The following is a 26,313-nucleotide window of genomic DNA, read 5'->3' on the forward strand; positions in this document are numbered from 1 at the left end:
GGTTCTACCCTTCCTGGTGTCTTTAACGTGATGGCACCACTCCGATTCCATCCCGAACTCGGTTGTGAAACTTCACCGTGGCCAAGATACTTGTCGGGTTGCCGACCGGGACAATAGCTCGATGCCAGGATTATTCTTTCCTACCCCTCAATCTCACCAGATTGGGGGGTTTGGTTTTATCTAAGCTATGGTCTGAATTAACACAAAAGGTTGCACGATTAGTGTATTAAAAAGGTTATCGGGATGGGAATTCCAATCGCTTAATTGCTCCTGTGTCGGTTTTTCCAGTAGTTTTTCCCCGATCCAATTCTGCACTTGAGCAACCTGATCACCGGCGATCGCTTCTGCCACTTCGATTAAATTGAGGGAATCGGAAACCAGGATCAGCGCATCCCTTTGAGCATGGGGGATCAAGTCACTCCACTCCACTTCGGCTAATTCCTCTAATAACTGATCGTGAATATTACCCATACTGTCAATCCTTGCGAAAAAGCTCGCTCAATAACGAATTAGCTCCTCTTTCTAGCATACAGGCAAAGGGACAGCCGATTTCCATCTATAGTAATTAGGGTTGGCTGAATAAATCTAAAAACCTTGTTGGGTAAGACTTTTAGACTTTTTGTCAATCAAAAAGTACTGGACTGGGAGTGATCAGGGGGAAAATTCAGGTACTTTTTCCCTGAAAATTAGGTAGTTGACCACCTGAAAATCGGTAAAACCCTACACCCCACACCCTGCCCCCAAGAAAAACTTTTTGCCGCAAACCCTAATTATCACTGTTTACTGATCACTGAAAAAGCTGACGGCTGACGGCTCAGATGTGTAATTAATGGGACTTAGACAAAAAACAAATCGAGAAAAGCCTCAACTCCAATCCCCGCTTGGGATTTACTTCGAGAAGCCCAAAATCGCTGAAACCCAGATAGATCAAGGAAAATCATAAATCGAGGTTAACCCTTTGTCCCGTAATGGTTTGAGCCTTTTTTGCTGACCGAAAACGCCTAAGTCCCATTAATTGTGCTTAGAACCTTATGACCGAAGCGATTCGCGCCCCTGGGAAAGAAAGGCAGTGCTTCTCCTTCTCTGCTGTCCCAAGAGAGTCCTTCCACAGAGTCAATGCCACTGGCGGCTTGACACCTCTCCTGAACGGTTACAAAATTACTACTGGACTTGACAATTAAATAATTAAATTTTGTTTAACTGAGTATTTTTACTTAGGGTAAGCCGCTAAGATAAAAATAGGAGCGGTAAAAATAAAAAACAGTAAGCAGTCTTTATTGAGTTTAGGTAAAGTGAACCCAGAGGAGGGATAGGGTAATCGCATAAAAAGACCTCTTGACAGATACAGCTTGGCCTCAACCATTGACCATGCAAACGTTTCAGACTTTTGCTTTGTAACGAAACAGTCATAAACCTGACGTAAGCAATACTAAAGCAAATATTCGGTCAAAACCCAAAACCCTGTATCAGCAAAACTTTTTGCCATTCTCAATTGTCAGGTTATGTTGAAGTGCGTGCGATTGCCCTGTAATTAGTTTTATGTTAAAAGAACTTCAGAAATCAGTTGTAGAGGAAAAAATGCTTTGTTTATCTGTAGAATCAAAATCTAAAGGCGAAATTTTTCAGGACATTTCTACTTTTGTAGATATCTTGAACCATAGAGCATTGCAGCAAGCCGAGCAAACAGCTTATATCTTTTTGGCTAATGGAGAAACAGAAACCGCCAGACTGACTTATCAGCAATTAGAGCAAAAAGCAAAAGCTTTGGCGGCTCAACTTCAGTTACAAATGTCTCCGGGAGAAAGAGCTTTATTGCTCTATCCATCGGAGGAAGAATTTATCATTGCTTTCTTTGCCTGTTTATACGCGGGTGTTATTGCCGTTCCCGTTTATCCTCCCCGACGTAATCAAAAGCTCTCTCGACTACAAGCAATAACTAAAGATGCCCAAGCCAAACTGGCCTTAACTACTACATCCTTATTAAATACTATTGAGGAAAAATTTTCGAGTGACCCTGAGTTAATAACAGTACCTTGCCTAGCTACTAATAACATCCCGGATAAGCAAGCAGAAAACTGGCAAAAACCGAATCTTTCTTTAGAGGACATAGCTTTCCTACAATATACTTCTGGTTCCACAGGTATGCCTAAGGGAGTTATGGTTAGTCATAAAAATTTACTTTATAATGAAAAACTGATTGCTTCTGCCTTTGGACATACAAGCGAAACTATTGGTGTAGGATGGTTGCCACTATTCCATGATATGGGACTAATTGGTAACGTATTACAACCAGTATACGTCGGATTTCCTTGTGTGATTATGCCCCCAGAAGCATTTATCCAAAAACCGCTCCGATGGTTACAGGCTATTTCTCGCTACAACGCTACCAGTAGTGGCGGTCCTAATTTTGCTTACGAATTATGTGCTGATAAAATTAAACCTCAAGAGCGAGAAAATCTGGATTTAAGTTGTTGGGATGTGGCTTTTACTGGGGCCGAACCTGTTCGAGCAGCTACCTTAGAAAAATTTGCTAATACTTTCGCTGATTATGGTTTTAAGAGAGAGGCATTTTATCCTTGTTATGGGATGGCTGAAACTACTCTATTTGTATCGGGGGGAATTAAAAGCCAATCTCCTGTGATTGAAGCAGTTGATAAATTAGCTCTTTTAGAAAATAGTGCCGTTACTATTAACTCTCAACACCCGAATGCTCAATTATTAGTTGGTTGTGGTCACGCTTGGTTATCAGAAAAAATTGTAATTGTGAATCCTGAATCTTTAACTGAATGTCGAGATGGGGAAATAGGAGAAATTTGGGTATCTAGTGATAGTGTAGCTCAGGGTTATTGGAATCGAACCGAACAGACAGCAGAAACTTTCAAAGCTTATTTAGCTGATACCCAGGTTGGGCCATTTCTGCGGACAGGAGATTTAGGATTTTTACTGGCTGGTGAGTTATTTATCACAGGAAGACTCAAGGATTTAATTATTGTTCAGGGACGTAATCATTATCCTCAAGATATTGAATCCACCGTCGAAAAAAGTCACCCGGGATTGCGGCAAGGGTGTGGAGCAGTATTTTCAGTGGAAATTGCTGGTCAAGAAAGGCTAGTAGTTGTTCAAGAAGTCGAACGAAGCTATCTGCGTAAATTAGACTCACCAGCGGTAATTGAGCAAATTATTCGCTCTGTTGCCGAAGAACATCAACTAGATGTTTATGCTGTGGTACTGCTGAAAACAGCAAGTATTCCCAAGACATCTAGTGGCAAGATTCAACGTCAAGCTTGCCGAGCTAGTTTTCTAGCAGGAACTCTTAATGTGATTGGGGATTGGAGTAAAAATCCTGAACATAAGAATGGATTTAAGCAGCTTAAATCAGATATTAACTCTCTGCTAAAACAAGTCAAAAGTTATCAGGTTGTTGAAGAATTCTCTGAGGTCAGTCAGAATCAAATTGTGTCCGATACTCAAGAAGCAATTGAAGAGTGGCTAATTAAAAAAGTTGCAGAGAGCTTGCAAATAGCACCAGAAAAAATAGATATTCAACAAGACTTAGCAAGTTATGGACTGAGTTCTTTAGCGGCAGTAAGTCTTTCGGGAGAGCTTGAGCAATGGCTCGGGAAAAGTGTATCTCCTATGCTGGTTTATGAATATCCTAGCATTCATGCAGTTGCTCACTATTTAGCCCTAAATGGATTAAGTTCTGAAGCTCTAGCTACAACTTCATCCACAGTCGCTCAAAAAACCTCATCACAACCTCAAAATGAGCCGATCGCTATTATCGGTATTGGCTGTCGTTTTCCTCAAGCTAAATCTCCAGACGCATTCTGGCAACTATTACGCCAAGGAGGGGATGCAATAACAGAATTATCTTCTCAAAGATGGAATCATCAAGAACTGGGCAATTTAAACCCCATAAATGGTGGATTTTTAGATAATGTTTATGATTTTGATCCTCAATTTTTTGGCATCTCACCTCGGGAAGCAGTGGAAATGGATCCCCAGCAAAGACTTCTCTTAGAAGTTAGTTGGGAAGCTCTCGAAAATGCTTGTATTGCCCCCGAAACTTTAGCAGGGAGTCAAACAGGTGTATTTGTTGGCATCAGTAGTGATGATCATGCTCGCTTGTTATCTAAAGATAATGAGTCTATAGGCACTTACTATGGCACGGGTAACGCTTTTTGTGTGGCGGCTAATCGTTTATCTTATTTTCTAGATTTCCATGGGCCTAGTTTAGCTATAGATACGGCCTGTTCTTCCTCGTTAGTTGCTGTCCACGAAGCTTGTAAGAGCTTAACAGATGGGGAATGTCATCTCGCATTAGCAGCTGGGGTAAATTTGCTGCTATCTCCCCAATTAACTATTAATTTCTCAAAAGCAGGGATGTTAGCCGCTGATGGTCGCTGTAAAACCTTTGATGAAAGTGCTAATGGCTATGTCAGGGGCGAAGGTTGTGGGGTGGTTATCCTCAAACGCCTAGAGAAGGCTATTCAAGATGGCGATCGCATTTATGCAATTATTCGCGGTTCAGCAGTTAATCAAGATGGTCACAGTAATGGACTAACTGCACCCAATAAACAAGCTCAACAAGCTGTTATTAAAAAAGCCTTAGCCAAAGCTCAGGTAAGCGCCAAAGATATTAGCTACGTGGAAGCTCATGGTACAGGTACATCTTTAGGGGATCCGATTGAGCTTAATGCTCTCAAAGAAGTATTAATGGAGGAGCGTCAATTAGATCAGCCCTGTTGGATCGGCTCTGTAAAAACTAATATTGGTCATCTCGAAGCAGCCGCAGGAATTGCCGCACTGATTAAAGTTTGCCTCGCTTTACAAAATCGTGAAATTCCTCCTCACCTTCATTTGCAAAAACTCAATCCTTATATTTCTCTAGAAGGAACTTCCTTATCTATTCCTACTCAATTACAGCCTTGGAAAAAGGGTAAAAAAGGGCGATTAGCTGGGGTATCTTCTTTTGGTTTTGGTGGCACTAATGCTCATGTTATTTTAGAAGAATTTGTTCCAGAAACCTTGGAGCAAGAGCAACATGAACCATCTCTTGCTATCTTGACTATTACCGCTAAAACTAAGTCATCTTTGCGAGAATTAGTATCAAGTTATCACAATTATCTTCAAGCAAATCCGCAAATCAACTTACAAGACTTTTGCTTTAGTGCTGATGTGGGGCGCTCGCATTTTCATCATTGTTTAGCTATTCAAACTGAGTCTTTAACTCAATTACAATCCCAGTTAGAGGCTATTATTGAGGGCAAAGAAGCTGGGGGAATTTTGACTGGTGAACTATCGCACCAGAAGCACCAGAAAATTGCGTTTCTTTTTACAGGTCAGGGGTCACAATATATCAATATGGCCCGGGAACTTTATGAGACTCAACCTACTTTCCGTAGAACCCTTGAACACTGTCAAGAGATTCTTAGTATCTATTTAGACAAACCTTTGCTATCTATTCTCTATCCTCAAGAGGGAGAGAACTCACCCATAGATGAAACAGCTTACACCCAACCCGCCTTATTTGCCATAGAATACGCACTCGCTCAATTATGGAAATCTTGGGGTATTGAACCTAGTGCAGTTATGGGTCATAGTGTAGGAGAATATGTGGCCGCTTGCATTGCCGGGGTGTTCAGTCTTGAAGATGGGTTAAAACTCATCGCTTATCGAGGTCGTTTAATGCAAGCATTACCGTCTAACGGTAAAATGGTAGCAGTTACTGCCGACGAAGAAACTGTCAGACGTGCCATTATTTCTTATGAAAAACAGGTTTCTATCGCTGCTATTAATGGGCCATCTAGCATTGTTATTTCTGGGGACAGTCAAACCGTTGATGCAGTAGTCGCTAATTTAGATACCGAATGGGTGAAGACAAAAACCTTACAAGTGTCTCATGCTTTTCACTCACCTTTGATGGAGCCAATATTGGCCGAGTTTGCCAAAATTGCCCGAGAAATCACCTACTCAAAACCAAATATTAGCTTAATTTCTAATGTCACTGGTAAAATAGCGACAGCCGAAATAGCTACGCCTTCTTATTGGGTAAATCATATTCGCCAGACCGTAGAGTTTGCCGCAGGAATGAATACACTAGCGAGCCACGGTTATGAGGTTTATCTAGAAATTGGTCCCCAACCCATTTTAATAGGAATGGGAAGTCATTGTATTCCAGAAGGCAAGGGAGTATGGTTGCCAAGTTTGCGATCTAGAAAATCAGATTGGCAACAAATGTTACAAAGTTTGGCAGAATTATATGTTAAAGGAACACCTGTAAATTGGACTGGATTTTCAAAAGATTATTCCTATCATCGTTTGAGTCTGCCAACTTATCAATTTAGCCGACAATTGTATTGCCATGGCAGTATATTGTCCGACTGCTCCACTACAAGAGTTGAGTCAACCAATGGTAAAGGACATATTTCTCACAACAATCCTCAGGGTACTCAGCAATTTGAGTTATACTCTAGCAATGGCAATGGACATCTTCATCCTTTAATAGGAAAACGGTTACATTTGCCACTAAAACCAATTATCTTTGAATCTCAAATCAGTCAAGATTGTCCCAATTATCTTCAACACTATCGGATTCAAGAAACCACTATTTTTCCTGCTACCGCTTACTTAGAAATAGCTCTTGTCGCCGGGATAAATGTTTTTAAATCCGACTCCATCAGCATAGAAGATGTGAGGATTGAACATCCCTTGTTCTTAGATGGAAATCCGGTGAAAACTATCGAGTTAATTCTGACTCCTCAAGATTCCCAGACTTATACCTTTGAAATCTTTAGTCTTAATCCTGTTGGCGATTCTTGGACACTTCATACTTTGGGTAAAATTATCAAAGTAACAGATATTACTCAACCCAGTCCAGTCAACTTAGAAAACTTATCAATTGATTCTCTTGAATCCGTAAATGTTGAAGATTATTATCAACAATTACAACAACGAGGAATGGACTACGGAGCAAGTTTTCAAGCCATTACAGACCTGTGGCAGTATGAAGGAATGGCTCTCGGACAGATTCAGTTACCAGAACCCTTAGTTAATGAAGCTTGTAACTACAAATTACATCCCGTTTTACTGGATGCTAGTTTACAAGTATTAGGGGCGGCTTTATCAAGAGAAGACTCTGGCGATGCTTACCTACCTGTGGGTTTAAAGCAATATCAAGTCTATGGTTCTGTACCCCTTCATCTATGGAGTAGAGTTAAGTTAAATCAAGACTCTTCTGAGCCTTCCCAAACCATCACCGCAGATGTGGACTTATTTGATGACAGTGGGGTACTGCTTGCCGAAATTCAAGGATTATCAGTTAAGCGTATTAGTTCTCAAAAACTGGGGCAAGTTGTGCAAAAAGAGGAGACAGAAAACTGGTTATATGAAATAGTCTGGCGACCACAAAACCCTAACTTGAACCAACCATTAACGGGATTACCAGCATCTAAATATTCGGTTGTGTCCGAGTGGAAGAAAGCTTCGAGTAATGAAGATCGCTTACTTCTGTTAATAGCATATCTTCAAAGTATAGTTGCTAAAATTCTTGGAATTGAGTCTGTGCAAATCAATCTAGATCCGCCACTGCAAACTTTGGGGTTTGACTCATTGATGGCTGTTGAAATGAGAACTAAATTAAGTGTGGATTTAGGAATTGATATTCCCCTCACTAAGTTGGCTGAAGAAGTTACTGTTACTAATGTAGCTATCTTTGTGGATGAACAATTAAGGGCAACCTTTTCCTCTATCCCTGTTCCCCAAAAGAACGATGATGAGCAAATTTCTCAGGAGATATTAACTCAACTCAATCAGCTAACTGATGGAGAAATAGATATTCTTTTAAGTTCCCTATTATCTAATTAAGGAGATCGCCGATGACTACTAACATTGAACAAACTCTAACTAACCTTTCCTCTCAGCAAAAGCTTCAACTTATCGAACAATTGCGGCGGAAAACCGAAAAAGCCAATTCATCTCCAGTTGATTTAGTTGATTTTTCCAACTTTACTGAGCGTCCAGTATACAAAAAAATGAAACAGCAAATCATCCAACTGGAAGCTATTGGTTTTAAAAATCCCTACTTTAAAATTAATCAGGGAATTGCTAAAAATACGACAAAAATTGATGGGCAAGAACTGATTAACTATTCAAGTTATAACTATCTTGGGATGTCGGGAGATCCCAAGGTTTCTCAAGTCGCTAAAGAAGCTATTGATCATTACGGAACTTCTGTTTCAGCTAGTCGTTTAATTTCTGGAGAAAAACCCATTCACCGGGAATTAGAACAGGAAATAGCTAACTTAGTAGGGGCTGAGGATGCTTTAGTCTATGTTGGAGGTCACTCTACCAATGTCGCTACTATTAGTCATCTTTTTGACAAAAATGACCTAATTGTATGTGACTTACTCAGTCACAATAGCATTATCCAAGGTTGCCTCCATTCAGGAGCAAGTTTATTCTCTTTTGCCCATAATGATTGGCAAGCTTTAGAAAAAATTCTGCAAGAAAAAAGAGCCAGTCATCAACAAGCTTTAATCGTTATTGAGGGGGTTTATAGCATGGATGGAGATATTCCTAACTTACCTCAGTTTATTGAACTGAGGAAACGTTATAAAACTGCCCTTATGATTGATGAAGCCCACTCTATTGGTGTACTTGGTAAGTCAGGACATGGTATTGGGGAATATTTCGGAGTTAACCCCACCGATGTTGATTTGTGGATGGGGACTTTAAGTAAATCCTTAGCTAGTTGTGGTGGGTACATTGCCGGTAATAAAGCTCTGGTTGAATACCTCAAATATACTGCTCCCAGTTTTGTCTATAGTGTTGGTATTTCCCCACCTAATGCAGCCGCCGCTTTAGCTGCCATTCGATTATTAAATTCAGAACCTGAGCGTGTAGAACGTTTAGCCCAACGAGCCAAACTATTCCTGAAGTTAGCTCAAGAGCATGAACTTAATACAGGACTAAGTCAAGATTCAGCAGTTATCCCGGTGATTATTGGTAACTCGTTGCAGTGTATCCAACTCTCTGAGGCTCTTTTCCATCGTGGAATTAATGTTCAGCCATTAATTTATCCGGCTGTCTCGGAGAATACCGCAAGATTACGCTTTTTTATAAGTTGTACCCATAGCGAGGAGCAAATTCAGTTTACAGTTGAAGCTGTTGCTGATGAGTTGAAAAAGATTCAAAGCTAATAGTTATTCTGTTTTGCCCTCTATTCCATTGTTGTTTAGTTCTTTTTTCTGTCTGTTCTTGAACTGTATCAATTGAGAGGTGAAAGATGACTATACTGTAGTAGCCATCAAGAATTAAACAGAACTCAAAAAAACTTGGCCAGATACCAGATGGAAGAAAAACTTCTATCTGGCTTATGGCTAACGATTTAGCTATCTTCACATGGCGACTGTTAAAGAATATTAGGACTTACACAGGGTCTAGAAGATGCAGTTTGCTCCTACTTTTGGTAAAACTATTTAGGTGAAAAACCATATCTTTTGATGGTTAACACCTATCCACAACAAAGACAAGACCGAAGAAATAGCTATGAAAAATGATTCATTATCCAAGTATTATCATCCTTTACGCTGGATTTTAGCCATTGCTATTGCTGCTACAACTATCACCAGTGTGGGGGTAGTTTATCAAGTTTTCCCCCTCAGATGGAATAATTCATCGCCCTCTGAATCAAAAGCAACAACGCCCCCTATTACCAAAGTAGCAGCATTAGGAAGATTAGAACCGGAAAGTGAAGTTATCCGTCTAGATGCTCCCTTGCCTTTAGATGGCGATCGCATAGAACAATTATTAGTTAAAGAAGGAGATAAAATAGTAACAGGACAAGTAATTGCGATTTTAGATTCTCGTAACCGTTTACAATCAGTAGTTAAACAAAATCAAGAACAGTTAAAAGTAGTTCAAGCGCGTCTAGCTCAAGTTAAAGCAGGGGCAAAGGTTGGAGAGATTAATGCTCAAAAAGCGACGGTAGAAAAGGCTAAAGCTGATTTAGAGGGACAAACTAGGGAACAAAAAGCAACCATAGCCAAATTACAAGCACAGTTACAGGGAGAAAAAGCCACACAAAAAGCGACAATTGCTCGTTTACAAGCAGAACTAGAAAATGCTAAAACTGAATGTCAACGTTATCAGATGTTATATCAAGATGGAGTCGTATCTAGTTCTGATTATGATAGTAAGTGTCTCAATCAAAAAACCCTGCAAGAAAGTCTCAAAGAAGCGCAAGCAGATCTACAACGTATTATTACCACTTATCAAGAACAGATCGCCGAAGCTCAAGCTAACTTAGAGCGTACTAAGGCAACAGGAATACAGCAAATTCAACAAGCAAAAGCTACCCTTAATCAAGTGGCTGAAGTTCGTCCAGTTGATCTACAAATAGCGCAAGCAGAAGTTGATAATGCTGTGGCTAATTTACAACAAGCACAAACGAACTTAAATCAAGTTTATATCAAGAGTCCTATTAACGGACAAATTCTCAAAATTCATACGCGAGTTGGCGAAAAAATTGGGAATTCTGGATTAGTAGAACTAGCACAAACTAATAATATGGTAACCGTAGCAGAGGTGTATCAAACTGATATTGATAAAGTAAAAATGGGACAACAAGCTATCATTACTAGTCAAGCTTTTTCTGGTAAATTAAAGGGTACTGTCTCACAAATTGGTTTACAGGTCGATAGGCAAAATGTCTTTAGTAGTCAACCGGGAGAAAACCTAGATCGCCGAGTCATAGAAGTCAAAATTCGTCTCAATTCTCAAGATAGTCAACGGGTAGCCAGCTTAACTAATTTGCAAGTACAAGTAGAAATACAAGTTGACAATCCTAATTCTTAAACCCTTAATATTGAGCCAGTATATGCCCAAGAAACTGTTTCGTAAAACTCCCCTAGCCTTACTTCAGCTAATGAAAGAAAAAATTCGTCTTAGCGTTGCGATCGCTGGAATTGCCTTTGCTGATATTCTTATGTTTTTCCAATTGGGAATGTTAGATGCTTTGTTTGATGGGGTAGCAAAACCTCATCAGCTTTTACAAGCGGATCTAGTCTTAGTTAATTCTCAGTTTCAAACCCTATACTTAGTTAAAGAATTTCCCAGAGAGCGACTACAACAAACTCTCGCTTATGAAGGAGTCAAGTCAGTCACTCCTCTTTATATCGGTTTTGCTCAATGGCGTAATCCTCAAACCCAGATTAATCGTAGTATTTTGGTTTGGGGAATTGATCCGATTAACCCCCCTTTTCCTTTACCAGCACTTAAGTCTAATCAGTCACAATTAAAACTTTTAAATCGGGTGTTATTTGACCAAGGCTCTCGGCCAGAATACGGGACAATTCCTCAGTTGCTCAATCAGTCAAAAAATCTAGAAATACAGCTTAATGATAAGAATGTAGAGGTGATTGGTTTATTTGATATAGGAGCTTCTTTTGTCACGGATGGAAATGTCATTACCGGTGATTCGACTTTTCTTAATCTCTTTCCTGAGCATAAAAATAATAATATAACTATGGGATTAATTAAATTGAAATCTGGCGCAGATCTTCAACAAATACAAGCACAAATCGCCGCTAATTTGCCCAAAGATGTGAAAGTAGTTACTCCTGCTCAATTAGCACAAACTGAAATTGAGTATTCGAGTGATCAAGGAATTGGTTTTGTTTTTGGATTAGGGGTAATGGTAGGGTTTATTGTTGGTATTGTAATTGTTTATCAGATTCTTTATGCTGATGTATCAGATCACCTACCAGAATATGCTACTATGAAAGCTATGGGCTACAGTGATGGCTACTTACTCGGTGTCTTAATACAGGCTTCATTATTATTAGCTATTTTAGGTTATATTCCAGGTTTTTTCTTTTCGATCGGACTGTATCAACTTGGTTATAGTGCTACTCAATTACCAATTATGATGAAGGTTAGTCGTGCTGTCATGGTATTAATATTGACAATTACTATGTGTGCTGTTTCTGGGGTGATCGCCATGAATAAACTGCGTTCTGCTGACCCGGCTGATATTTTTTAGTTTCGAGGATAGTTACAACTATGGAAATGCTGCAAATTGAATCTGTAACTTCATTAGAACCTGTTATATCTATCAATTCTCTTAACCACTATTTTGGCGAAGGAAAACTGCGTAAACAGGTATTATTTGATATTAATCTTAATATTAATCTAGGAGAAATTGTCATCTTAACAGGTCCTTCTGGCTCCGGCAAAACTACCCTACTAACTCTGATGGGGGGATTACGTTCTGCTCAAGAAGGGAGTCTCAAAATTTTGGGACAACAAATATATGGAGCAAGCAAAAACCAATTAACCCAGCTTCGTAAACAACTTGGCTATATTTTTCAAGCACATAATTTAATGAGTTTTCTGACTGCTAAACAAAATGTTCGCTTATCTCTGGAACTTCATGAAGAATTTCTTCAGGAAGATTTAGACATCAAAGCACAAGCGATCTTAGAAACAGTTGGCTTAGGAAACCGAGTCGATTATTACCCAGAAAATTTGTCTGGGGGACAAAAACAACGGGTTGCGATCGCTCGTGCCCTCGTCAGTCATCCCAAATTAGTCCTCGCCGATGAACCGACTGCGGCCTTAGATAAACAATCCGGGCGCAATGTGGTGGAAATCATGCAGAAATTGGCCAAAGAACAAGGTTGCACGATTTTACTTGTCACCCACGATAACCGGATTCTCGACATCGCCGATCGCATTGTCAATATGGAGGATGGTCGTTTAGGGGATTAACTGCCCAAAAATTACTTGCCAAAAATCGGCCTTTTATGTTACACTAAAATAATGTCATCTTGGAGAGGTGGCAGAGTGGTCGAATGCGGCAGATTGCTAATCTGTTGTACGAATCGTAAGACCGTACCGAGGGTTCGAATCCCTCCCTCTCCGTGTTTTTTGGGTAGGTTCGATGACTGCTCGCCAAGATTATTTCTGCTCCGTATATGGTCCGGTTGCCTCTTGGCGTTTCGGCAGCTCTCTGGGCATTGATCCGATTGGTTTAGTTTCCACCTGTTCCTTTAACTGTGCCTACTGTCAGTTAGGAGAAATTGAGCAAAAAACCGAGCAACGAAGAATTTTTATCACCAGCGAACAAATTAGCAGGGATTTAAGTGCCTTTGCCCCCTGGGACGTGGATATAGTCACTCTCAGTGGTAGCGGGGAACCCACCCTCGCCCTCAATTTAGGGGAAATACTGGCCACCGTCAAGGAAATAACCGAGCGGCCGGTGGCGGTCTTAACCAATAGTACCCTCTTGGGAGATGCCCAAGTGCGTCAAGACTTGAGCAAAGCTGATATCGTCGCCGCTAAAATCGATGCTGTTTCCGAGGCCCAATGGCGACGGGTTAACCGTCCGGTCCCCGGTCTGGATTGGCAGGAGCTTTGGTGGGGATTAAGACAATTTCGCCAAGAATGGTCAGGAAAACTAGCAATTCAAACCATGGTGCTGGCCTCTTGGTCGCCCCAAGAGCAAGACCAGTATATCGATTTGATGCAACAGCTACAACCGGATGAAATTCAACTTAACACCCCGACCCGTCCCCGGGCCAGACAAAGACAATTAGAAACCCGCGGTAATAATCCCCTCAGCGCGGGCGACGGAAGGCAAATTCTCAAACCGGTAAACGCTGAAATATTAGCAGTTTGGGCGGAAAAAATGGCAAAGGCCACGGGAATTACCGTGCGCTGTGTGCCGCTTACCGCCACAGGTCTCTAAGGCTTCAGCCGGGGTTTTTCTTCTTTGGGTTTGACATTAAAATAAGCCTCCATTACCTGACGTACCATAGGTGCGGCCACTTTACCACCACCACCGCCGGAATGTTCCACAAAGGCGACCACGACAATTTCGGGCTTATCGAAGGGCGCGAAAGCTCCAAACCAAGCGTGGGACTTGCCCGGAGGTGCTTCTGCTGTGCCGCTTTTGCCCGCTACAGGCGGTAAAGCGGGGTCGGATAGGGCCCGACCAGTTCCTTCCGCTACCACGGCTCTCAGGGACTTTCTCAGGGTGTCTAGGGTGCTAGGTTTCATGTTCAAAGACTTGCGCCATTCCTTAACATCCCGGGCATCCTGTAAAAGGTGCGGTTTCACCAAAAAACCGCCGTTAGCGGGGACAGCAAACATCACAGCTACCTGTAGGGGAGTCGCGAGGGTAAATCCTTGACCGATCGACATATTAATCGTATCGCCTACGGACCAATCCCAGTTTTTAAAATTACGCAGTTTCCAATCGCGATCGGCAATTAACCCCGGAGTTTCTTCCGCTAATTCTATACCAGTTTTCTGACCGAAACCGTAGCGCCGGGCCATGGCAATTAAAGCCGGTCCCCCCACCCCGCGACCTATTTGACCGTGAAAAGTGTTACTACTCATGGCCATGGCCCGGACAAAACCCATCGGACCAAAACCGGCGTGATTCCATTCTCCAAAAGCTGTCCCCCCCACATAAAGAGCGGCAAAGGTATTTAAGACCGTATTGGGGGGAAATTTCCCCGATTCCATGCCAGCAGTGGCAGTGACGACTTTAAAGGTGGAAGCGGGGGGAAATCCTTGGAGAGCGCGGTTAACAAACGGGTTGCCCTCCGCTTGTAGTTTTTTCCAGGTGGCGGTGGTAATTGGGGCCGAGAAAACATTGGGATCGAAACTAGGATAACTGACCATGGCTCGCACGGAACCATCCCGGGGATCGATCGCCACGATCGCACCTTTGCGTTTTCCTAAAGCGGCCTCGGCGGCTTTTTGAAGTTTTAAATCTAGTGTCAGGGTGACATCTTGCCCCGGTTTAGCAATTTTTTGGCCGAGAATTTGGATTACTTGTCCCGATCCGTTGACCTCTAACTGCATTCCCCCCCATTCTCCCCGCAATTTTGACTCGTAGGCGGCTTCTACACCCATTTTACCGACGACATCTCCCAATCGGTAGCCCTGGGGTCTTTTGGCTTGATATTCCTCTGGGGTTAGTTCCCCAGTATAACCGAGAATATGCGCCCCGATTTTACCATTGGGATAGTAGCGCACTGATTCCACGTCCACTTCAATGCCGGTTAATTCGTCTTTGTATTCCTCTAGGGCGATAATTTGGGCCGGAGTTAAACCCCTAGCGATGCGGATCAGGGTGGAGGGGTTTTCGTCCGCTTCGTTAATGCGTTTTTCTAGGTCGCTTCTGGGAATGCCTAAAATACTGGCTAAACGGTCAAGATTGAGTTTTTGGGCGGGATTACGCTGGGATTTGGGCCAAATATAGGCCGCATGGGTTAGGCGGGCCGTGGCCAAAACTTTGCCATTGCGATCGAATAAGTTGCCCCGGACTGGGGGTTTGGGAAGAATGCGAATCCGGTTATTTTCTGCCCTTTCTCGGTTAATTTGTCCTTGCTGCAGTTGTAAATAGGCCAATCGTGAGCCGACTCCTCCTAGCAGGACAAGGCTAATTAAGCCCATAATTAGCCATGACTGACGCTGACGACCGACTAGACGCTCTTTATCTTTGATTTTATTCTGTAATTTATTCGGCGCTGGCCGCGTCGGCGAGGTGAGCGTTTTTTTCCGTTTCAGTTTGACTTTGGTTTTTGATAGGAGTCCGCTATTACGCATTTGCTTAAAGTTAAAAATTTAAAAGTTATTAGGGCAGTCATCAGTTATCAGTTATCAGATTTGAGTTCTAAGTGAGTAGTTTTAAATAGCACTTTCCCGATGTCTTTTCACTGTTTACTGGACGGCTACGCCGTGCCTTTGGCAACACTGAAAAAGACGCAATACTAGGTGATTTAGCTCCTCTCTTGACTAAAGTTCAGGGTATCTGCAATATATCTTAACAAAATAAGTGTAAATACTGGGAGTGGAAGGAATCACTCCAGACACAGAGGACACAAAGATTGATCGCTTCTATAGTAAGTTAAAGAGAGCTAGGAAACTGGCGCACACATACAGTTAAGAGTTTGTCAAGTATTTCTTAACTATATGTAACATTATCCCTGCTCAAAATGTAATCACACTGCGGATAGAATCCCCTTGGCGCATCAGGTCAAAGGCCTCGTTAATTCTTGCCAGAGGTAGAACGTGGGTGATTAAATCATCGATGTTAATCTTGCCGTCCATGTACCAATCGACTATTTTTGGTACATCTGTACGACCCCTTGCCCCACCAAAAGCCGTACCTTTCCAGACCCGTCCGGTGACTAATTGAAAAGGACGGGTACTAATTTCTTGGCCGGCCCCAGCTACACCGATAATAGTGGCAACACCCCAACCTTTATGGCAACATTCCAAAGCTTGACGCATAATCTGGACATTGCCGATACACTCAAAACTATAATCGGCCCCACCCTTAGTTAAATCCACCAGATAGGTCACTAAATCCCCCTCAATTTCTTGGGGATTAACAAAATGAGTCATCCCGAATTTGGTCGCTAAAGCTTGTTTCTGGGGATTGATATCGACCCCGACAATCATATCGGCCCCCACCAAACGGGCTCCTTGAATAACATTTAAACCGATACCTCCCAGACCAAAAACCACCACTTTTGCCCCCGGTTCCACTTTAGCGGTATTAATCACCGCACCGATACCTGTAGTGACTCCGCAGCCGATATAACAGACTTTTTCAAAGGGAGCATCCTGGCGAATCTTAGCTAGGGAAATCTCCGGCAGTACGGTATAGTTAGCAAAAGTCGAGGTTCCCATGTAGTGATAAAGAGGCTGACCATCGAGGGAAAAACGACTGGTTCCATCCGGCATTACTCCCCGACCTTGGGTAAGACGAATCGCTTGACAGAGATTGGTTTTAAAGCTGAGACAGTATTCGCACTGACGACATTCGGGAATGTATAGGGGAATAACAGAATCCCCCACTTTTAGGCTAGTGACACCTTTTCCCACTTCTACCACGATTCCGGCCCCTTCATGGCCTAAAATTGAGGGAAATAAGCCTTCAGGATCGGCCCCAGAGAGAGTATAGGCATCGGTGTGACAAACTCCCGTGGCTTTGATTTCTACTAACACTTCCCCCGCTTGCGGTGCTGCTAATTTTACCGTTTCAATAGTTAGGGGTTTTCCCGCTTCTAGGGCAACTGCCGCTCGAACATCCATAGGCTCAAAGCAATAGGTTTTTTCCAGTATAATACCGTTAAACTGCTGAAGAGTTGTAATAGAACAATTCTCAACTTATCTCTATGTTAGTCCTCACCATCCGCGAAGAAGGAATTAACGATGGTGGCTTTACTGCTACTCTCAATTTTGATAGCGGTAACAGCTACCCAATTACGGTTACTGACCCCTTTACTAACCAAGAAGAAAAAGACCTAGAATGGTACTTTGAGGAATGGTTAGTATTTCCCACCCTAGACACGGATAAAGCGCAAAAAGCCGCCAACAGCGTCCAAAACTATGGCGAAAACCTATTTAAACAGGTTTTCCAGAGTAATTTAAATGCTTATGGGGAATATCGAGACTTGCGAAAGCAGTTAAGTCAACTGCAAATTATCATCGAAAGTCAGTCGCCAGAATTTCAAGCTTTACATTGGGAAGCGCTGAAAGATCCTGATTTACCGCGTCCTTTTTCTATAGATTGTATCATCTCCCGCCAGCGTCGAGGGGCTACAGTTGTCCCGGTGCAAATGGCCACTTATCCTACTATCAATCTTCTGGTGGTGATTGCGCGTCCTAATGAGGAATCTGATGTTAACTATCGCACGATTTCCCGTCCTTTGGTAGAACTGGTAAATAGTAGTGAAATACCGGTAAAAATTGATATATTGCGTCCCGGAACTTATGAATCACTAACCAGACATCTGGATGAGAAGGGAGAAGGATACTATCATGTTATTCATTTCGATGTTCATGGCGGATTAATGGAATATGAACAGTACCAAAGACAGGTTCACGGGGACTCTTGGCGCTATCAAAGGGGATGGGGACTGGAGGATTTAGCAGAATATGAGGGAGTAAAAGCTTTTCTGTTTCTGGAAGGAGAAGAAAAAGGTCAAGCGACTCCGGTAGAAGCGACGGAATTAGCGAATTTACTCACTGGGAAAAATATCCCTATTTGTATTCTCAATGCTTGTCAGTCAGCAAAGCAAATTTCCCAGGAATCAGAAGACTATCGGGAAACCAGTTTAGGGAGTCGTTTGATGACTGCGGGAATGCAAGCAGTGGTGGCGATGGGATATTCGGTGACGGTTTCTGCAGCTAAGTTGATGATGAAACCAATTTATCAGCAATTATTGAACGGAAAAGACCTAACGGAAGCGATGCGAAAGGGACGGTTAGAGTTATTCAATAATAAGCAACGCCGCGCCTATTATAATACGATAATAGATTTAGAAGATTGGTTATTACCGGTGATTTATTGTCGCGGTAAAATTAATCTCAATTTGCGTCCATTTACTCCAGAAGAGGAGGAAAAATACTGGGAACATATCGGCAATCAATATGTCTTTCCCTTACCAGAATACGGCTTTGTGGGAAGAGATTTAGAAATTCTCAAGCTGGAAAAGGCGCTGCTGAAACATAATATCCTTTTACTCAAAGGAATGGGAGGGACAGGAAAAACTACTTTACTCAATTATCTACGAGAATGGTGGCAAAAAACTAACTGGGCGACCCATATTTTCTATTTTGGTTATGATAGAAAAGCTTGGACGTTAGAACAGATTGTCTATGAAATCGGTCAGGGAATTTATAATCGCTTTGAACAGGCGAGTTTCCAAGCGATGAACCTGAAAGCGCGGGTAAGGAAACTAGAACAAAAACTCCGCAGTGAGGCGTATATTCTCATTTTAGATAATCTGGAGTCGGTGACGGGACAACCGTTAGCAATTCAGAATACTTTACCGGAGAATGAGAGGGAAGAAATCGCCGATTTTCTCACGAATTTGGTGGGGGGAAAAACGAAGGTGATTTTGGGTTCTCGCAGTGAGGAAACTTGGCTGCAACGCAGGACTTTTAAGGAGAATATCTATCACTTACAAGGATTAGACCAAGAGTCGAGAACTGAATTAGCGGAGAGAATCTTAGAACGTCAGGCGAAGAGTCGGAAAAATGCGATTAAAAAGGATGATGATTTTAAGCGCTTGATGAAGTTGTTGGCGGGATATCCGTTGGCGATGGAAGTGGTATTAGCGAATCTGAAGCGACAGTCACCGGAGGAGATTTGGCAAGGGTTACAGTTGGCGGAATTAGCTGATGTGGGGGATGAGGATAAGACTAATAATATCATCAAGTGTGTGGAATATTCCCACAGTAATTTGTCGGAGGAGGCGCAGAAGTTGTTACTCTGTTTAGCGCCTTTTAGTGGGTTTATTCACAGGGATTTCATTCCTATGTATAGCCAAAAACTACAGCAATTAGAACCTTTACAAGGCTATCAGTTTGACCAATTTGATGCAGCAATTGAAGAAGCGATTCATTGGGGTTTGCTTTCGCCGATGAGTGAAGAATTGCCAGATTCTCTGACGATTCAACCCATTTTCCCCTACTTCCTGAAGACGAAGTTAAAGGAATTAGCACCAGAGACACAAGCAGCAATTTGGGAGGGTTTTAAGAATCATTACCGAGACTTGGCAGGTAATTATAGTAACTTACTAAATTCCAAAAATCCGCAAGAGAAGCAGTTAGGGATATTGTTCTGTCGCTGGGAGTATGAAAATCTGTTTAATGCGTTGCAAATCGCCCTCAATCAGCAAGAGAGCGTATTGACTATTATTAATTGCTTGCATAGTTATCTGGATTTAAACCAAGATACTCAGACTAATTTAAAGCTCCTAGAGTTCGTTCTCGAAACTGTTGAAAACTATCCCCCTGAAGCCAAACAAGGGCAGGTGGTACTAGAAATCATTGCTATAATTGCCGAGACAGTAAACAAATATTTACAAAGTAAAAATTATCAGCAAGCGAAAGAGATTTGCCAAAAGATCCTCGAATTACTCAAGCCAATTGGTGAAAGTTACAGTCAATTTAAGCAATCTTTACAAGTCAACACCCTGCACCAGTTGGGAGTGGTAGCGCAAAAATTGAGGGAATGGGAGCAAGCCCGAAGCTACTTCCAGCAAGCTCTTGAGATCGAGATTGAATATGGCGCTGCCGGAGGCACGCAAAGCGATCGCTACTCCCAAGCCAGAACCCTGCACCAGTTGGGATATTTAGCGCAAGAATTGAGGGAATGGGAGCAAGCCCGAAGCTACTACCAGCAAGCTATTGAGATCTTTATTGAATATGGGGATCGCTTCTCCCAAGCCAGAACCCTGAACAATTTGGGAATCTTAGCGCAAGAATTGAGGGAATGGGTGCAGGCGCGGCTCTACTTCCAGCAGGCTCTCAAGATTTTCATTGAATATGGCGCTGCCGGAGGCACGCAAAGCGCCCGCTATGAGCAAGCCAGAACCCTGAACAATTTGGGAATGGTAGCGGCAGAATTGAGGGAATGGGAGCAAGCCCAAAGCTACTACCAGCAAGCTATTGAGATCTACATTGAATATGGGGATCGCTACTCCCAAGCCAGAATCCTGCACAATTTGGGAATCGTAGCGCAACAATTGAGGGAATGGGAGCAAGCCCGAAGCTACTACCAGCAAGCTATTGAGATCTACATTGAATATGGGGATCGCTACTCCCAAGCCAGCACCCTGCACAATTTGGGAGCAGTAGCGCAAGAATTGAGGGAATGGGAGCAAGCCCGAAGCTACTACCAGCAAGCTCTTGAGATCCTCATTGAATATGGGGATCGCTACGGGCAAGCCAACCCCCTGAACGAGTTGGGAATGGTAGCGCAAGCATTGAGGGAATTGAGCCAAGCCAAAAGTTATTACCTGCAAGCCTTACAAATTTGGGCAGAATTTAACGATGGTTACAGCGTACAAACCTTTTCTTTGCCTCGTCTTGTTGCTCTTTATCAGCAAACGCAAGATGAGGAGATTCTTGTCGGTATTGCTTCTGTTTTCGGGGTTGGGGTTGAGGAGGTGCGGGGTTTGCTGGAGGGTTAGGATGGGTTTTGGGCGTAGGCTGCGTGTTTGCGGATATCAATTCAGTTAACGTAAGTAGCTGGTTATAATTAAATTAAAAATGGATTTTAGGTTCGATCCCCCCTGCCCCCCTTGATAAGGGGGGTGCCGATAGGCGGGGGGATCCACCTTAATAAGGGGGGCATCTGATAATTTTTAACGCCTACCTACTTAAATCTTAATTAAGGAGGTAAATATGGTTCAAATTTTACAAGCAAAAGAAGTCACTCTCAGAGATTTAATTAATCATTTTCAACTAGAGTTTATAGAAGATGAGCATTTTTTTGGGGAATGGCAAGAAGACCTAGAAGCAATCTCTGACCAAGAAAAAGAATTGTTAGATAAAATCAAAATAGGTTATTTTAACTTATTAAATTGTCCTCCCTTTTTGGAAACTTCGGTGAGGATGACGGTTTTAGATCCATTATTATTTATTGGTAACTTTTATCTATTTCCTTTTCACATTAAAGCAGAAGAGTCCGTTGAAATTATTACAGAAGATCAAGATTTAATAATTAAAGGAAAGTTAGATACTTTAATTCTAAAAGATCAATTATGGGTAATGATTATTGAATCAAAACGGGTGATTTATTCCGTTGAAGTAGGTTTACCACAATTATTAGCTTATTTAATAGCCAATCCTCATCAAAACCGTCCTAATTATGGAATGTTGACCAATGGTTCCGAGTTTTTATTCGTTAAATTATTATGGGACGACAAACCTTTATACGGAACCTCTCGTTTATTTGCCATGAGAAATCCGGGGGATTTATACGAGGTTCTCAAAATCCTTAAACATCTCTGTCAGCTAATTTGAGTATGGAGATAATCCCTTGTTCCAAGGCAGAGCCTTGGAACATAATATCTAAGGCTCTGCCTTAAAGTAGTATTTAGGAAGAACCGTAATTTCAGTGAACAGTGGATAGTTATCAGTTATCAGGTAGAACCTGAATCAAGCGTTCCCAGGTAGAACCTGGGAACGAGATAAACCTAATTATTAAATATGACCCCACTGGAGACATTCTTTATATCAACAAATGCGCTCCCTATCCCGAACAAGAATCCGAAGAATTAGGAGATGATATTATCGTGAGAGTCAACCCAAAAACCGAAGAAATAGAAAACCTAGAAATCCTTTTTTTCTCCCAAAGACTACAAGAAAAAAGCGAACTCCAACTTCCCCTCATCGCCAATCTCCGCTTGGCAGTTTAGTGTAATCAGATTGAGTAAATCATTAAAACAACTTAGCTTATGTCTGCAAATATTCGTCAACAACTCCATCAACAGATCGATCAATTACCAGATCACATATTGGTTTGTTACGCTACAAACTACTACTAAATATAGATATAACCTAAGCCAAAGACACGAAGCAAATCTCGGCATCCTTCTTCAAAATTATCATTAAAATTAATAATTTGGAAGCTAGGTAAGACCCAAGAAAGTTTTGTATATTCACAAGGTTGATAGAGAATTGGCAAAATTTTATCTTCAAAACGCTGATCCTGTAAAGTAAAAATTAGTTCTCGCTTTACCCACATAGAATCGACCGCATCAGGAGAGAGAACGATAATAAACCAATCACATCGCCTCAAAGCTTTCCCAATTTCATCATGCCATTGCTGTGCGCCTAAAATATTAGTTTCACTATACCAAACGGGAACTCCATGACGGCGTAATTCATTGGCCAAATGAGAGACAAACTCTCGATTTTTGCTAGAATGGGAAAGAAAAGCCTCTTGAGGAATCATTTCATACCTATAGTTACAATTAGATAAGGCATAGCTTCTGATTAGGCAAAGCAAATTAAAAAGTGGTACATCTCAGTTAACTTTCAGTCCGTCGGAGCTTGTCACATTTTTAAGTGCTTGTGTAATTTCTTTTAATTGTTGATTGTCTTGTTCAAGATTGGGGACGTAAATCATTCTAAACTTTTTGAGAATCCAAGGAATATGTTCTCGGTCTAAATTATCTAAGGAAGAAGCAATCACAGGAATGACACGACCTTGATAGTTTTCTTCTCCAATGGCGTAACTAATCTCAGAACCAACATTAAAAGACTTCAGCGATTCTGGTGTTAATAAGACTACCATTGCTTCAGCTTCTTGTAATGCTTTACCTATGTTATTAGCCCAGTTTTCCCCGGGTAACATTTCAGCAGCATCCCAAACTTGAAAGCCATCTTCTTTGAGAGAATCAGCAACTCTCTTAGCTAACTTAGCCTCAGTAAAGGCATGACTAATAAAAACTTTCATATTCTTTCTAGCTTCCTCGATATTTAAATTAATTCAACTGATTGATTCATAATCTGCTGACAATTTACTAAGAGTATAGCGTTTTTAGTCGCTAGAAAAACTCACCTACTCCTCGACCTCTTCAGGAATAGATGCAGCAAACTCAAGCATAGCGTCTAAATCGACTGTTTCTTCAGCGAAATCTCCCGTGCGGGCTTCTGCGAGTCCCCGTTTGAGCGACTCGCGGACACTAGGATTCTGAAAAGCCCATAGTTCTCCCCCCAGAATCGCCACCATGGGAACCAAAAGAAGTTCCCCGCTTGCATTCATCAGTATTCGATAGTGACGGTTGCTACATTCAGTCCCAAGGCTAATCCGTCCGCAAGCATCAGCCTGAATATCTTCTTTAATGAGCGAAAAATTCTGATACTCCATCACGTCTCCTCCTCTCTTCATATACTTATTCTAGATAAGTTACCCAATTTGGGCAATAGGGTTATGTCCATTTAGCTCCTCACTATCTAAAGAAAACAGGTTAAACTTGTTCGGGCTGGAGCCTTGACAACAAACCCAGTTTGTAGTTGCACTCTCTTCGCTAAATTCTCTCCCCTTTCCTTGTAGGAGAAAGGCCAGGGGAGAGGTCAATAATTAAGAACCAAATGCGATCGCACTATTCGGCAAAGATTAAGTATAATAATGTAACTATGATTAAACTAACTTTTGAGTGGGATAATAAGAAAAATCAAATCAATAAAAAGAAGCACGGCGTTTCTTTTGAAGAAGCCAAATCAGTTTTCTATGATGAAAATGCTATACAGTTTTGGGATGAAGAACATTCTGACACAGAAGAGCGATATTTATTGCTTGGTAGAAGTTCTAAAATGCGAATATTGCTCATCGTTCATAGTTACCGAGAGCAAGAATCAGTAATTAGGATTATCTCCGCCCGAAAAGCCACTAAAAACGAAAGTAAACATTATCGAGGTTAAAACCATGAAACCAGAATATGACCTTTCCCAAATGAAAAGCCGCCCGAATCCCTTTGCTAAACAATTAAAACAACAAGTAACCTTACCCTTGGGAATTGACGTAATTGAATATTTTCAATCGATGGCTGAAGAAAAAGGGATTTCTTATCAAGAACTAATCAATTTATATCTTCAAGACTGTGTTATTCACCAACGTCAACTTTAATGAGCGAAAAATTCTGATACTCCATATAGTATAAGGGTTTGACCTAAACCCCCTAACCCCCCTTCCCTGCGAGGGAAGGGGGGAATTTTAACGAACCTGGCTTGTTGTTGCGCTCCCTTCGCTAAATCTTTCTCCCCTCTCCATAATAAAAAGTCTTCCTTATCTTCTCCCCTCGTAGGGGAGATTGAGGGGGGTGGAGAGGGGACGGGGGAGAGGTCAATAATTAAGAACCGAATGCGGTCGCAATATCTGGTAAAGATCAAGTATAATTAAGATAACAATGTTACTTAAAGAATAAAGTTAAGTTTGAATCTTCAATTGGTATAAATTATGCAACTCGAAGACTATTTTAATTTTCTTGCTCCTAACGATATTCGGCTAAAAGGAACCCGCGTCGGTATTGAAACTATTTTACACGATTTCATTTACCAAGCCAAAACTCCTGAAGAAATTGCTAATACTTATCCATCTTTAACCCTCGAACAGGTATATGCGACGATTCTTTATTATCTTCATGATAAAGAAAAAGTGAGCCAATATATTGCCGACTGGCTAGAATGGGGGCGAAAAATGCGAGAAGAACAGCGAAAAAATCCTCCGCCTGTGGTTGAACGACTGAGAAAATTGAAAGCTGAAATAACAGCCAAGCAGAAAGCTAATGACACTGAAATATTTAATTGATGAAAATGTTAATTCGGTGTATCCTCAACAATTGCGTCGCCGAGAACCAGAAATCATTATTCGAGTAGTTGGTGAACCAGATACACCAACATTAGGTACATTAGATCCAGAAATCTTGATTTGGTGTGAGGTGATGGGATTTATTTTAGTGACAAATAATCGTGCTTCTATGCCAGTACATTTAAGAGAACACTTCAACCAAAACCGTCACATTCCTGGAATTTTTATTCTCAATCAAGATTTAAGTATTGGTGATAACTTGTTAGAATTAATTGTAATTGCCAAAGGTTCTTTTGACAATGAATATGAAGACCGAATTGTACATTTACCGTTAACTTAATGAAGTCCAAATGACCTTCTAAAGAAAACAGGTTAAACTTGTTCGGGCTAGAGCCTTGACAGCAAACCCAGTTTGTAGTTGCACTTTCTTCGCTAAACTATGATTGACTTTGGAGGTTTTCTAGCTCTTTAGTAGCTTGTTGCCAATAGGCTAATTCTTCCTTTATTTTCATATTTTTAATGTCTTCATAGATTTTTTCGCTACCTAAACGTTTTATTGCCACACAATCAAATTGCTTAACCTTCATAATTAATCACCTCCAGAGGTGAATAAATATCTAGCTGTGAATATCCCTTGATTACATTAATAGCACGGTAAAGAGGAATTTTTTGAAAATGGACGATATGCTTAAAATTCCAACTGACAATCATTGTACATCCAGCAACACTTGCTAAAGCAACATGAAGCCCATCTAACATTGATTTCTGAGTCACCACACCATAATCAATATAAGCTTGCCTCAGTTGTAAAGCAGATTCAGTAATTTCAACTAACTCTGCATAGGTTATAACCTCTGCAAAAAATTGTCGAACCTTCTCAGGAGCAGGTTCAATTTCTCTTAAAATAACTGAAGAAGTTATCAGGATTTTTTCGGCTTTCCTTGACTATTTCAGCCTGATTTGTCCTGACAAGCTCAAGAATACGAGAGTTTTTGTCTAGAATTGCCCGGCCTGAGAGGGGAATGGTAAAGTTAGATAAGAAGTGCGAAACGTTTAGGCATGAAATAAGGTTGAAATACCTGAAATAACCGCCTAGTAAGGTCTTCAGTCCCCTGACTGAATCTAACAGGTCAACCCTGACCAACCTTATAACTGTTTATATGTCCCGACGTTTAGTATCA

General features: G+C 41.4%; 20 protein-coding genes, 1 tRNA gene and 1 rRNA gene. 15 read left to right on the forward strand and 7 right to left on the reverse strand.

Translation table 11 applies throughout. From position 1 onward, the window contains the following. Positions 1-12: 12 nt before the first annotated feature. Positions 13-130, forward strand: a 5S ribosomal RNA gene (rrf, locus tag IM515_RS25290). A gap of 50 nt (positions 131-180) precedes the next feature. Here the strand turns inward: rrf and IM515_RS25295 are convergent. Then, complete coding sequence (locus IM515_RS25295; RefSeq protein WP_287630466.1) at positions 181-471, reverse strand: DUF2288 domain-containing protein; 291 nt, start codon at positions 469-471, stop codon at positions 181-183. A 1,068-nt stretch (positions 472-1,539) separates the two neighbouring features. Here IM515_RS25295 and IM515_RS25300 point away from each other — a divergent pair. From IM515_RS25300 to IM515_RS25330, 7 genes are all read left to right on the forward strand, one after another. Further along, positions 1,540-7,866: a type I polyketide synthase gene (locus IM515_RS25300; protein WP_287630467.1), complete on the forward strand. Its 6,327-nt coding sequence runs from the start codon at positions 1,540-1,542 to the stop codon at positions 7,864-7,866. An 11-nt stretch (positions 7,867-7,877) separates the two neighbouring features. Then, the gene (locus IM515_RS25305) at positions 7,878-9,200 is read left to right on the forward strand and encodes an aminotransferase class I/II-fold pyridoxal phosphate-dependent enzyme (protein WP_287630468.1); all 1,323 of its coding nucleotides are present in this window, start codon (positions 7,878-7,880) and stop codon (positions 9,198-9,200) included. Positions 9,201-9,549: 349 nt separating this feature from the next. Next, positions 9,550-10,857, forward strand: coding sequence for an ABC exporter membrane fusion protein (locus IM515_RS25310; protein ID WP_130757453.1), 1,308 nt, complete (start codon positions 9,550-9,552; stop codon positions 10,855-10,857). Between the two features lie 22 nt (positions 10,858-10,879). Further along, positions 10,880-12,043, forward strand: a complete 1,164-nt coding sequence (gene devC / locus IM515_RS25315; RefSeq protein ID WP_287630469.1) for an ABC transporter permease DevC — start codon at positions 10,880-10,882, stop codon at positions 12,041-12,043. A 20-nt stretch (positions 12,044-12,063) separates the two neighbouring features. Then, a complete protein-coding gene (locus tag IM515_RS25320; protein ID WP_287630470.1) occupies positions 12,064-12,771 on the forward strand; it encodes a DevA family ABC transporter ATP-binding protein in 708 nt (235 codons plus the stop codon). A gap of 61 nt (positions 12,772-12,832) precedes the next feature. Continuing rightward, positions 12,833-12,924 (forward strand) — tRNA-Ser (locus IM515_RS25325). Positions 12,925-12,943: 19 nt separating this feature from the next. Continuing rightward, positions 12,944-13,750 (forward strand): radical SAM protein, encoded by an 807-nt coding sequence (locus tag IM515_RS25330; RefSeq protein WP_287630471.1) that lies wholly within the window; start codon positions 12,944-12,946, stop codon positions 13,748-13,750. Here IM515_RS25330 and mrdA read toward each other — a convergent pair. Further along, the gene (gene mrdA / locus IM515_RS25335) at positions 13,747-15,621 is read right to left on the reverse strand and encodes a penicillin-binding protein 2 (RefSeq protein WP_287630472.1); all 1,875 of its coding nucleotides are present in this window, start codon (positions 15,619-15,621) and stop codon (positions 13,747-13,749) included. The genes IM515_RS25330 and mrdA overlap by 4 nt on opposite strands. A 384-nt stretch (positions 15,622-16,005) precedes the next feature. After that, positions 16,006-17,115 carry an S-(hydroxymethyl)glutathione dehydrogenase/class III alcohol dehydrogenase gene (locus tag IM515_RS25340; RefSeq protein ID WP_287630473.1) on the reverse strand — a complete coding sequence of 370 codons (1,110 nt, stop codon included), beginning with the start codon at positions 17,113-17,115 and terminating at the stop codon, positions 16,006-16,008. Positions 17,116-17,198: 83 nt separating this feature from the next. Here IM515_RS25340 and IM515_RS25345 point away from each other — a divergent pair, with 83 nt between their 5' ends. The 3 genes from IM515_RS25345 (at position 17,199) to IM515_RS25355 (ending at position 22,235) form a co-directional block, all read left to right on the forward strand. Then, entirely contained in the window at positions 17,199-21,005 is a 3,807-nt protein-coding gene (locus tag IM515_RS25345) for a tetratricopeptide repeat protein (protein WP_287630474.1), read from the forward strand. 214 nt (positions 21,006-21,219) lie between these two features. Next, positions 21,220-21,840 carry a restriction endonuclease subunit R gene (locus IM515_RS25350; protein WP_287630475.1) on the forward strand — a complete coding sequence of 207 codons (621 nt, stop codon included), beginning with the start codon at positions 21,220-21,222 and terminating at the stop codon, positions 21,838-21,840. A 167-nt stretch (positions 21,841-22,007) separates the two neighbouring features. Further along, a complete protein-coding gene (locus tag IM515_RS25355; protein ID WP_346304857.1) occupies positions 22,008-22,235 on the forward strand; it encodes a DUF2283 domain-containing protein in 228 nt (75 codons plus the stop codon). 125 nt (positions 22,236-22,360) lie between these two features. Here the strand turns inward: IM515_RS25355 and IM515_RS25360 are convergent, their stop codons facing one another. The 3 genes from IM515_RS25360 to IM515_RS25370 form a co-directional block, all read right to left on the reverse strand. Next, positions 22,361-22,774: a toll/interleukin-1 receptor domain-containing protein gene (locus IM515_RS25360; protein WP_002745372.1), complete on the reverse strand. Its 414-nt coding sequence runs from the start codon at positions 22,772-22,774 to the stop codon at positions 22,361-22,363. Positions 22,775-22,846: 72 nt separating this feature from the next. Next, positions 22,847-23,278 carry a toll/interleukin-1 receptor domain-containing protein gene (locus IM515_RS25365; RefSeq protein ID WP_002790708.1) on the reverse strand — a complete coding sequence of 144 codons (432 nt, stop codon included), beginning with the start codon at positions 23,276-23,278 and terminating at the stop codon, positions 22,847-22,849. Positions 23,279-23,383: 105 nt separating this feature from the next. Continuing rightward, positions 23,384-23,692 (reverse strand): hypothetical protein, encoded by a 309-nt coding sequence (locus IM515_RS25370; protein WP_287630476.1) that lies wholly within the window; start codon positions 23,690-23,692, stop codon positions 23,384-23,386. A gap of 269 nt (positions 23,693-23,961) precedes the next feature. On the opposite strand from IM515_RS25370, the gene IM515_RS25375 reads away from it, so the two are divergent. The 4 genes from IM515_RS25375 (at position 23,962) to IM515_RS25390 (ending at position 25,472) form a co-directional block, all read left to right on the forward strand. Continuing rightward, a complete protein-coding gene (locus IM515_RS25375) occupies positions 23,962-24,246 on the forward strand; it encodes a BrnT family toxin (protein ID WP_287630477.1) in 285 nt (94 codons plus the stop codon). A gap of 4 nt (positions 24,247-24,250) precedes the next feature. Further along, positions 24,251-24,451 (forward strand): antitoxin, encoded by a 201-nt coding sequence (locus tag IM515_RS25380; RefSeq protein WP_287630478.1) that lies wholly within the window; start codon positions 24,251-24,253, stop codon positions 24,449-24,451. Positions 24,452-24,781: 330 nt separating this feature from the next. After that, positions 24,782-25,132, forward strand: a complete 351-nt coding sequence (locus IM515_RS25385) for a DUF433 domain-containing protein (RefSeq protein WP_002737461.1) — start codon at positions 24,782-24,784, stop codon at positions 25,130-25,132. After that, the gene (locus tag IM515_RS25390) at positions 25,110-25,472 is read left to right on the forward strand and encodes a DUF5615 family PIN-like protein (protein ID WP_287630479.1); all 363 of its coding nucleotides are present in this window, start codon (positions 25,110-25,112) and stop codon (positions 25,470-25,472) included. The genes IM515_RS25385 and IM515_RS25390 overlap by 23 nt, the downstream gene beginning before the upstream one ends. A gap of 97 nt (positions 25,473-25,569) precedes the next feature. Here the strand turns inward: IM515_RS25390 and IM515_RS25395 are convergent, their stop codons facing one another. After that, the gene (locus tag IM515_RS25395; protein ID WP_002766465.1) at positions 25,570-25,719 is read right to left on the reverse strand and encodes a hypothetical protein; all 150 of its coding nucleotides are present in this window, start codon (positions 25,717-25,719) and stop codon (positions 25,570-25,572) included. Positions 25,720-26,313: the final 594 nt, after the last annotated feature.

The sequence above is a fragment of the Microcystis sp. M44BS1 genome (assembly GCF_020244875.1).
Taxonomy (GTDB): Bacteria; Cyanobacteriota; Cyanobacteriia; order Cyanobacteriales; family Microcystaceae; genus Microcystis; species Microcystis panniformis.

Coding starts and splice junctions, on each gene's coding strand:
- devC (WP_287630469.1), top strand. CDS start 10,880: ATGCCCAAGAAACTGTTTCGTAAAACTCCCCTAGCCTTACTTCAGCTA.
- IM515_RS25380 (WP_287630478.1), top strand. CDS start 24,251: ATGAAACCAGAATATGACCTTTCCCAAATGAAAAGCCGCCCGAATCCC.
- IM515_RS25340 (WP_287630473.1), bottom strand. CDS start 17,115: ATGGATGTTCGAGCGGCAGTTGCCCTAGAAGCGGGAAAACCCCTAACT.
- IM515_RS25390 (WP_287630479.1), top strand. CDS start 25,110: ATGACACTGAAATATTTAATTGATGAAAATGTTAATTCGGTGTATCCT.
- IM515_RS25345 (WP_287630474.1), top strand. CDS start 17,199: ATGTTAGTCCTCACCATCCGCGAAGAAGGAATTAACGATGGTGGCTTT.
- IM515_RS25330 (WP_287630471.1), top strand. CDS start 12,944: ATGACTGCTCGCCAAGATTATTTCTGCTCCGTATATGGTCCGGTTGCC.
- IM515_RS25395 (WP_002766465.1), bottom strand. CDS start 25,719: ATGAAGGTTAAGCAATTTGATTGTGTGGCAATAAAACGTTTAGGTAGC.
- IM515_RS25305 (WP_287630468.1), top strand. CDS start 7,878: ATGACTACTAACATTGAACAAACTCTAACTAACCTTTCCTCTCAGCAA.
- mrdA (WP_287630472.1), bottom strand. CDS start 15,621: ATGCGTAATAGCGGACTCCTATCAAAAACCAAAGTCAAACTGAAACGG.
- IM515_RS25375 (WP_287630477.1), top strand. CDS start 23,962: ATGATTAAACTAACTTTTGAGTGGGATAATAAGAAAAATCAAATCAAT.
- IM515_RS25365 (WP_002790708.1), bottom strand. CDS start 23,278: ATGAAAGTTTTTATTAGTCATGCCTTTACTGAGGCTAAGTTAGCTAAG.
- IM515_RS25370 (WP_287630476.1), bottom strand. CDS start 23,692: ATGGAGTATCAGAATTTTTCGCTCATTAAAGAAGATATTCAGGCTGAT.
- IM515_RS25320 (WP_287630470.1), top strand. CDS start 12,064: ATGGAAATGCTGCAAATTGAATCTGTAACTTCATTAGAACCTGTTATA.
- IM515_RS25385 (WP_002737461.1), top strand. CDS start 24,782: ATGCAACTCGAAGACTATTTTAATTTTCTTGCTCCTAACGATATTCGG.
- IM515_RS25295 (WP_287630466.1), bottom strand. CDS start 471: ATGGGTAATATTCACGATCAGTTATTAGAGGAATTAGCCGAAGTGGAG.
- IM515_RS25350 (WP_287630475.1), top strand. CDS start 21,220: ATGGTTCAAATTTTACAAGCAAAAGAAGTCACTCTCAGAGATTTAATT.
- IM515_RS25360 (WP_002745372.1), bottom strand. CDS start 22,774: ATGATTCCTCAAGAGGCTTTTCTTTCCCATTCTAGCAAAAATCGAGAG.
- IM515_RS25310 (WP_130757453.1), top strand. CDS start 9,550: ATGAAAAATGATTCATTATCCAAGTATTATCATCCTTTACGCTGGATT.
- IM515_RS25300 (WP_287630467.1), top strand. CDS start 1,540: ATGTTAAAAGAACTTCAGAAATCAGTTGTAGAGGAAAAAATGCTTTGT.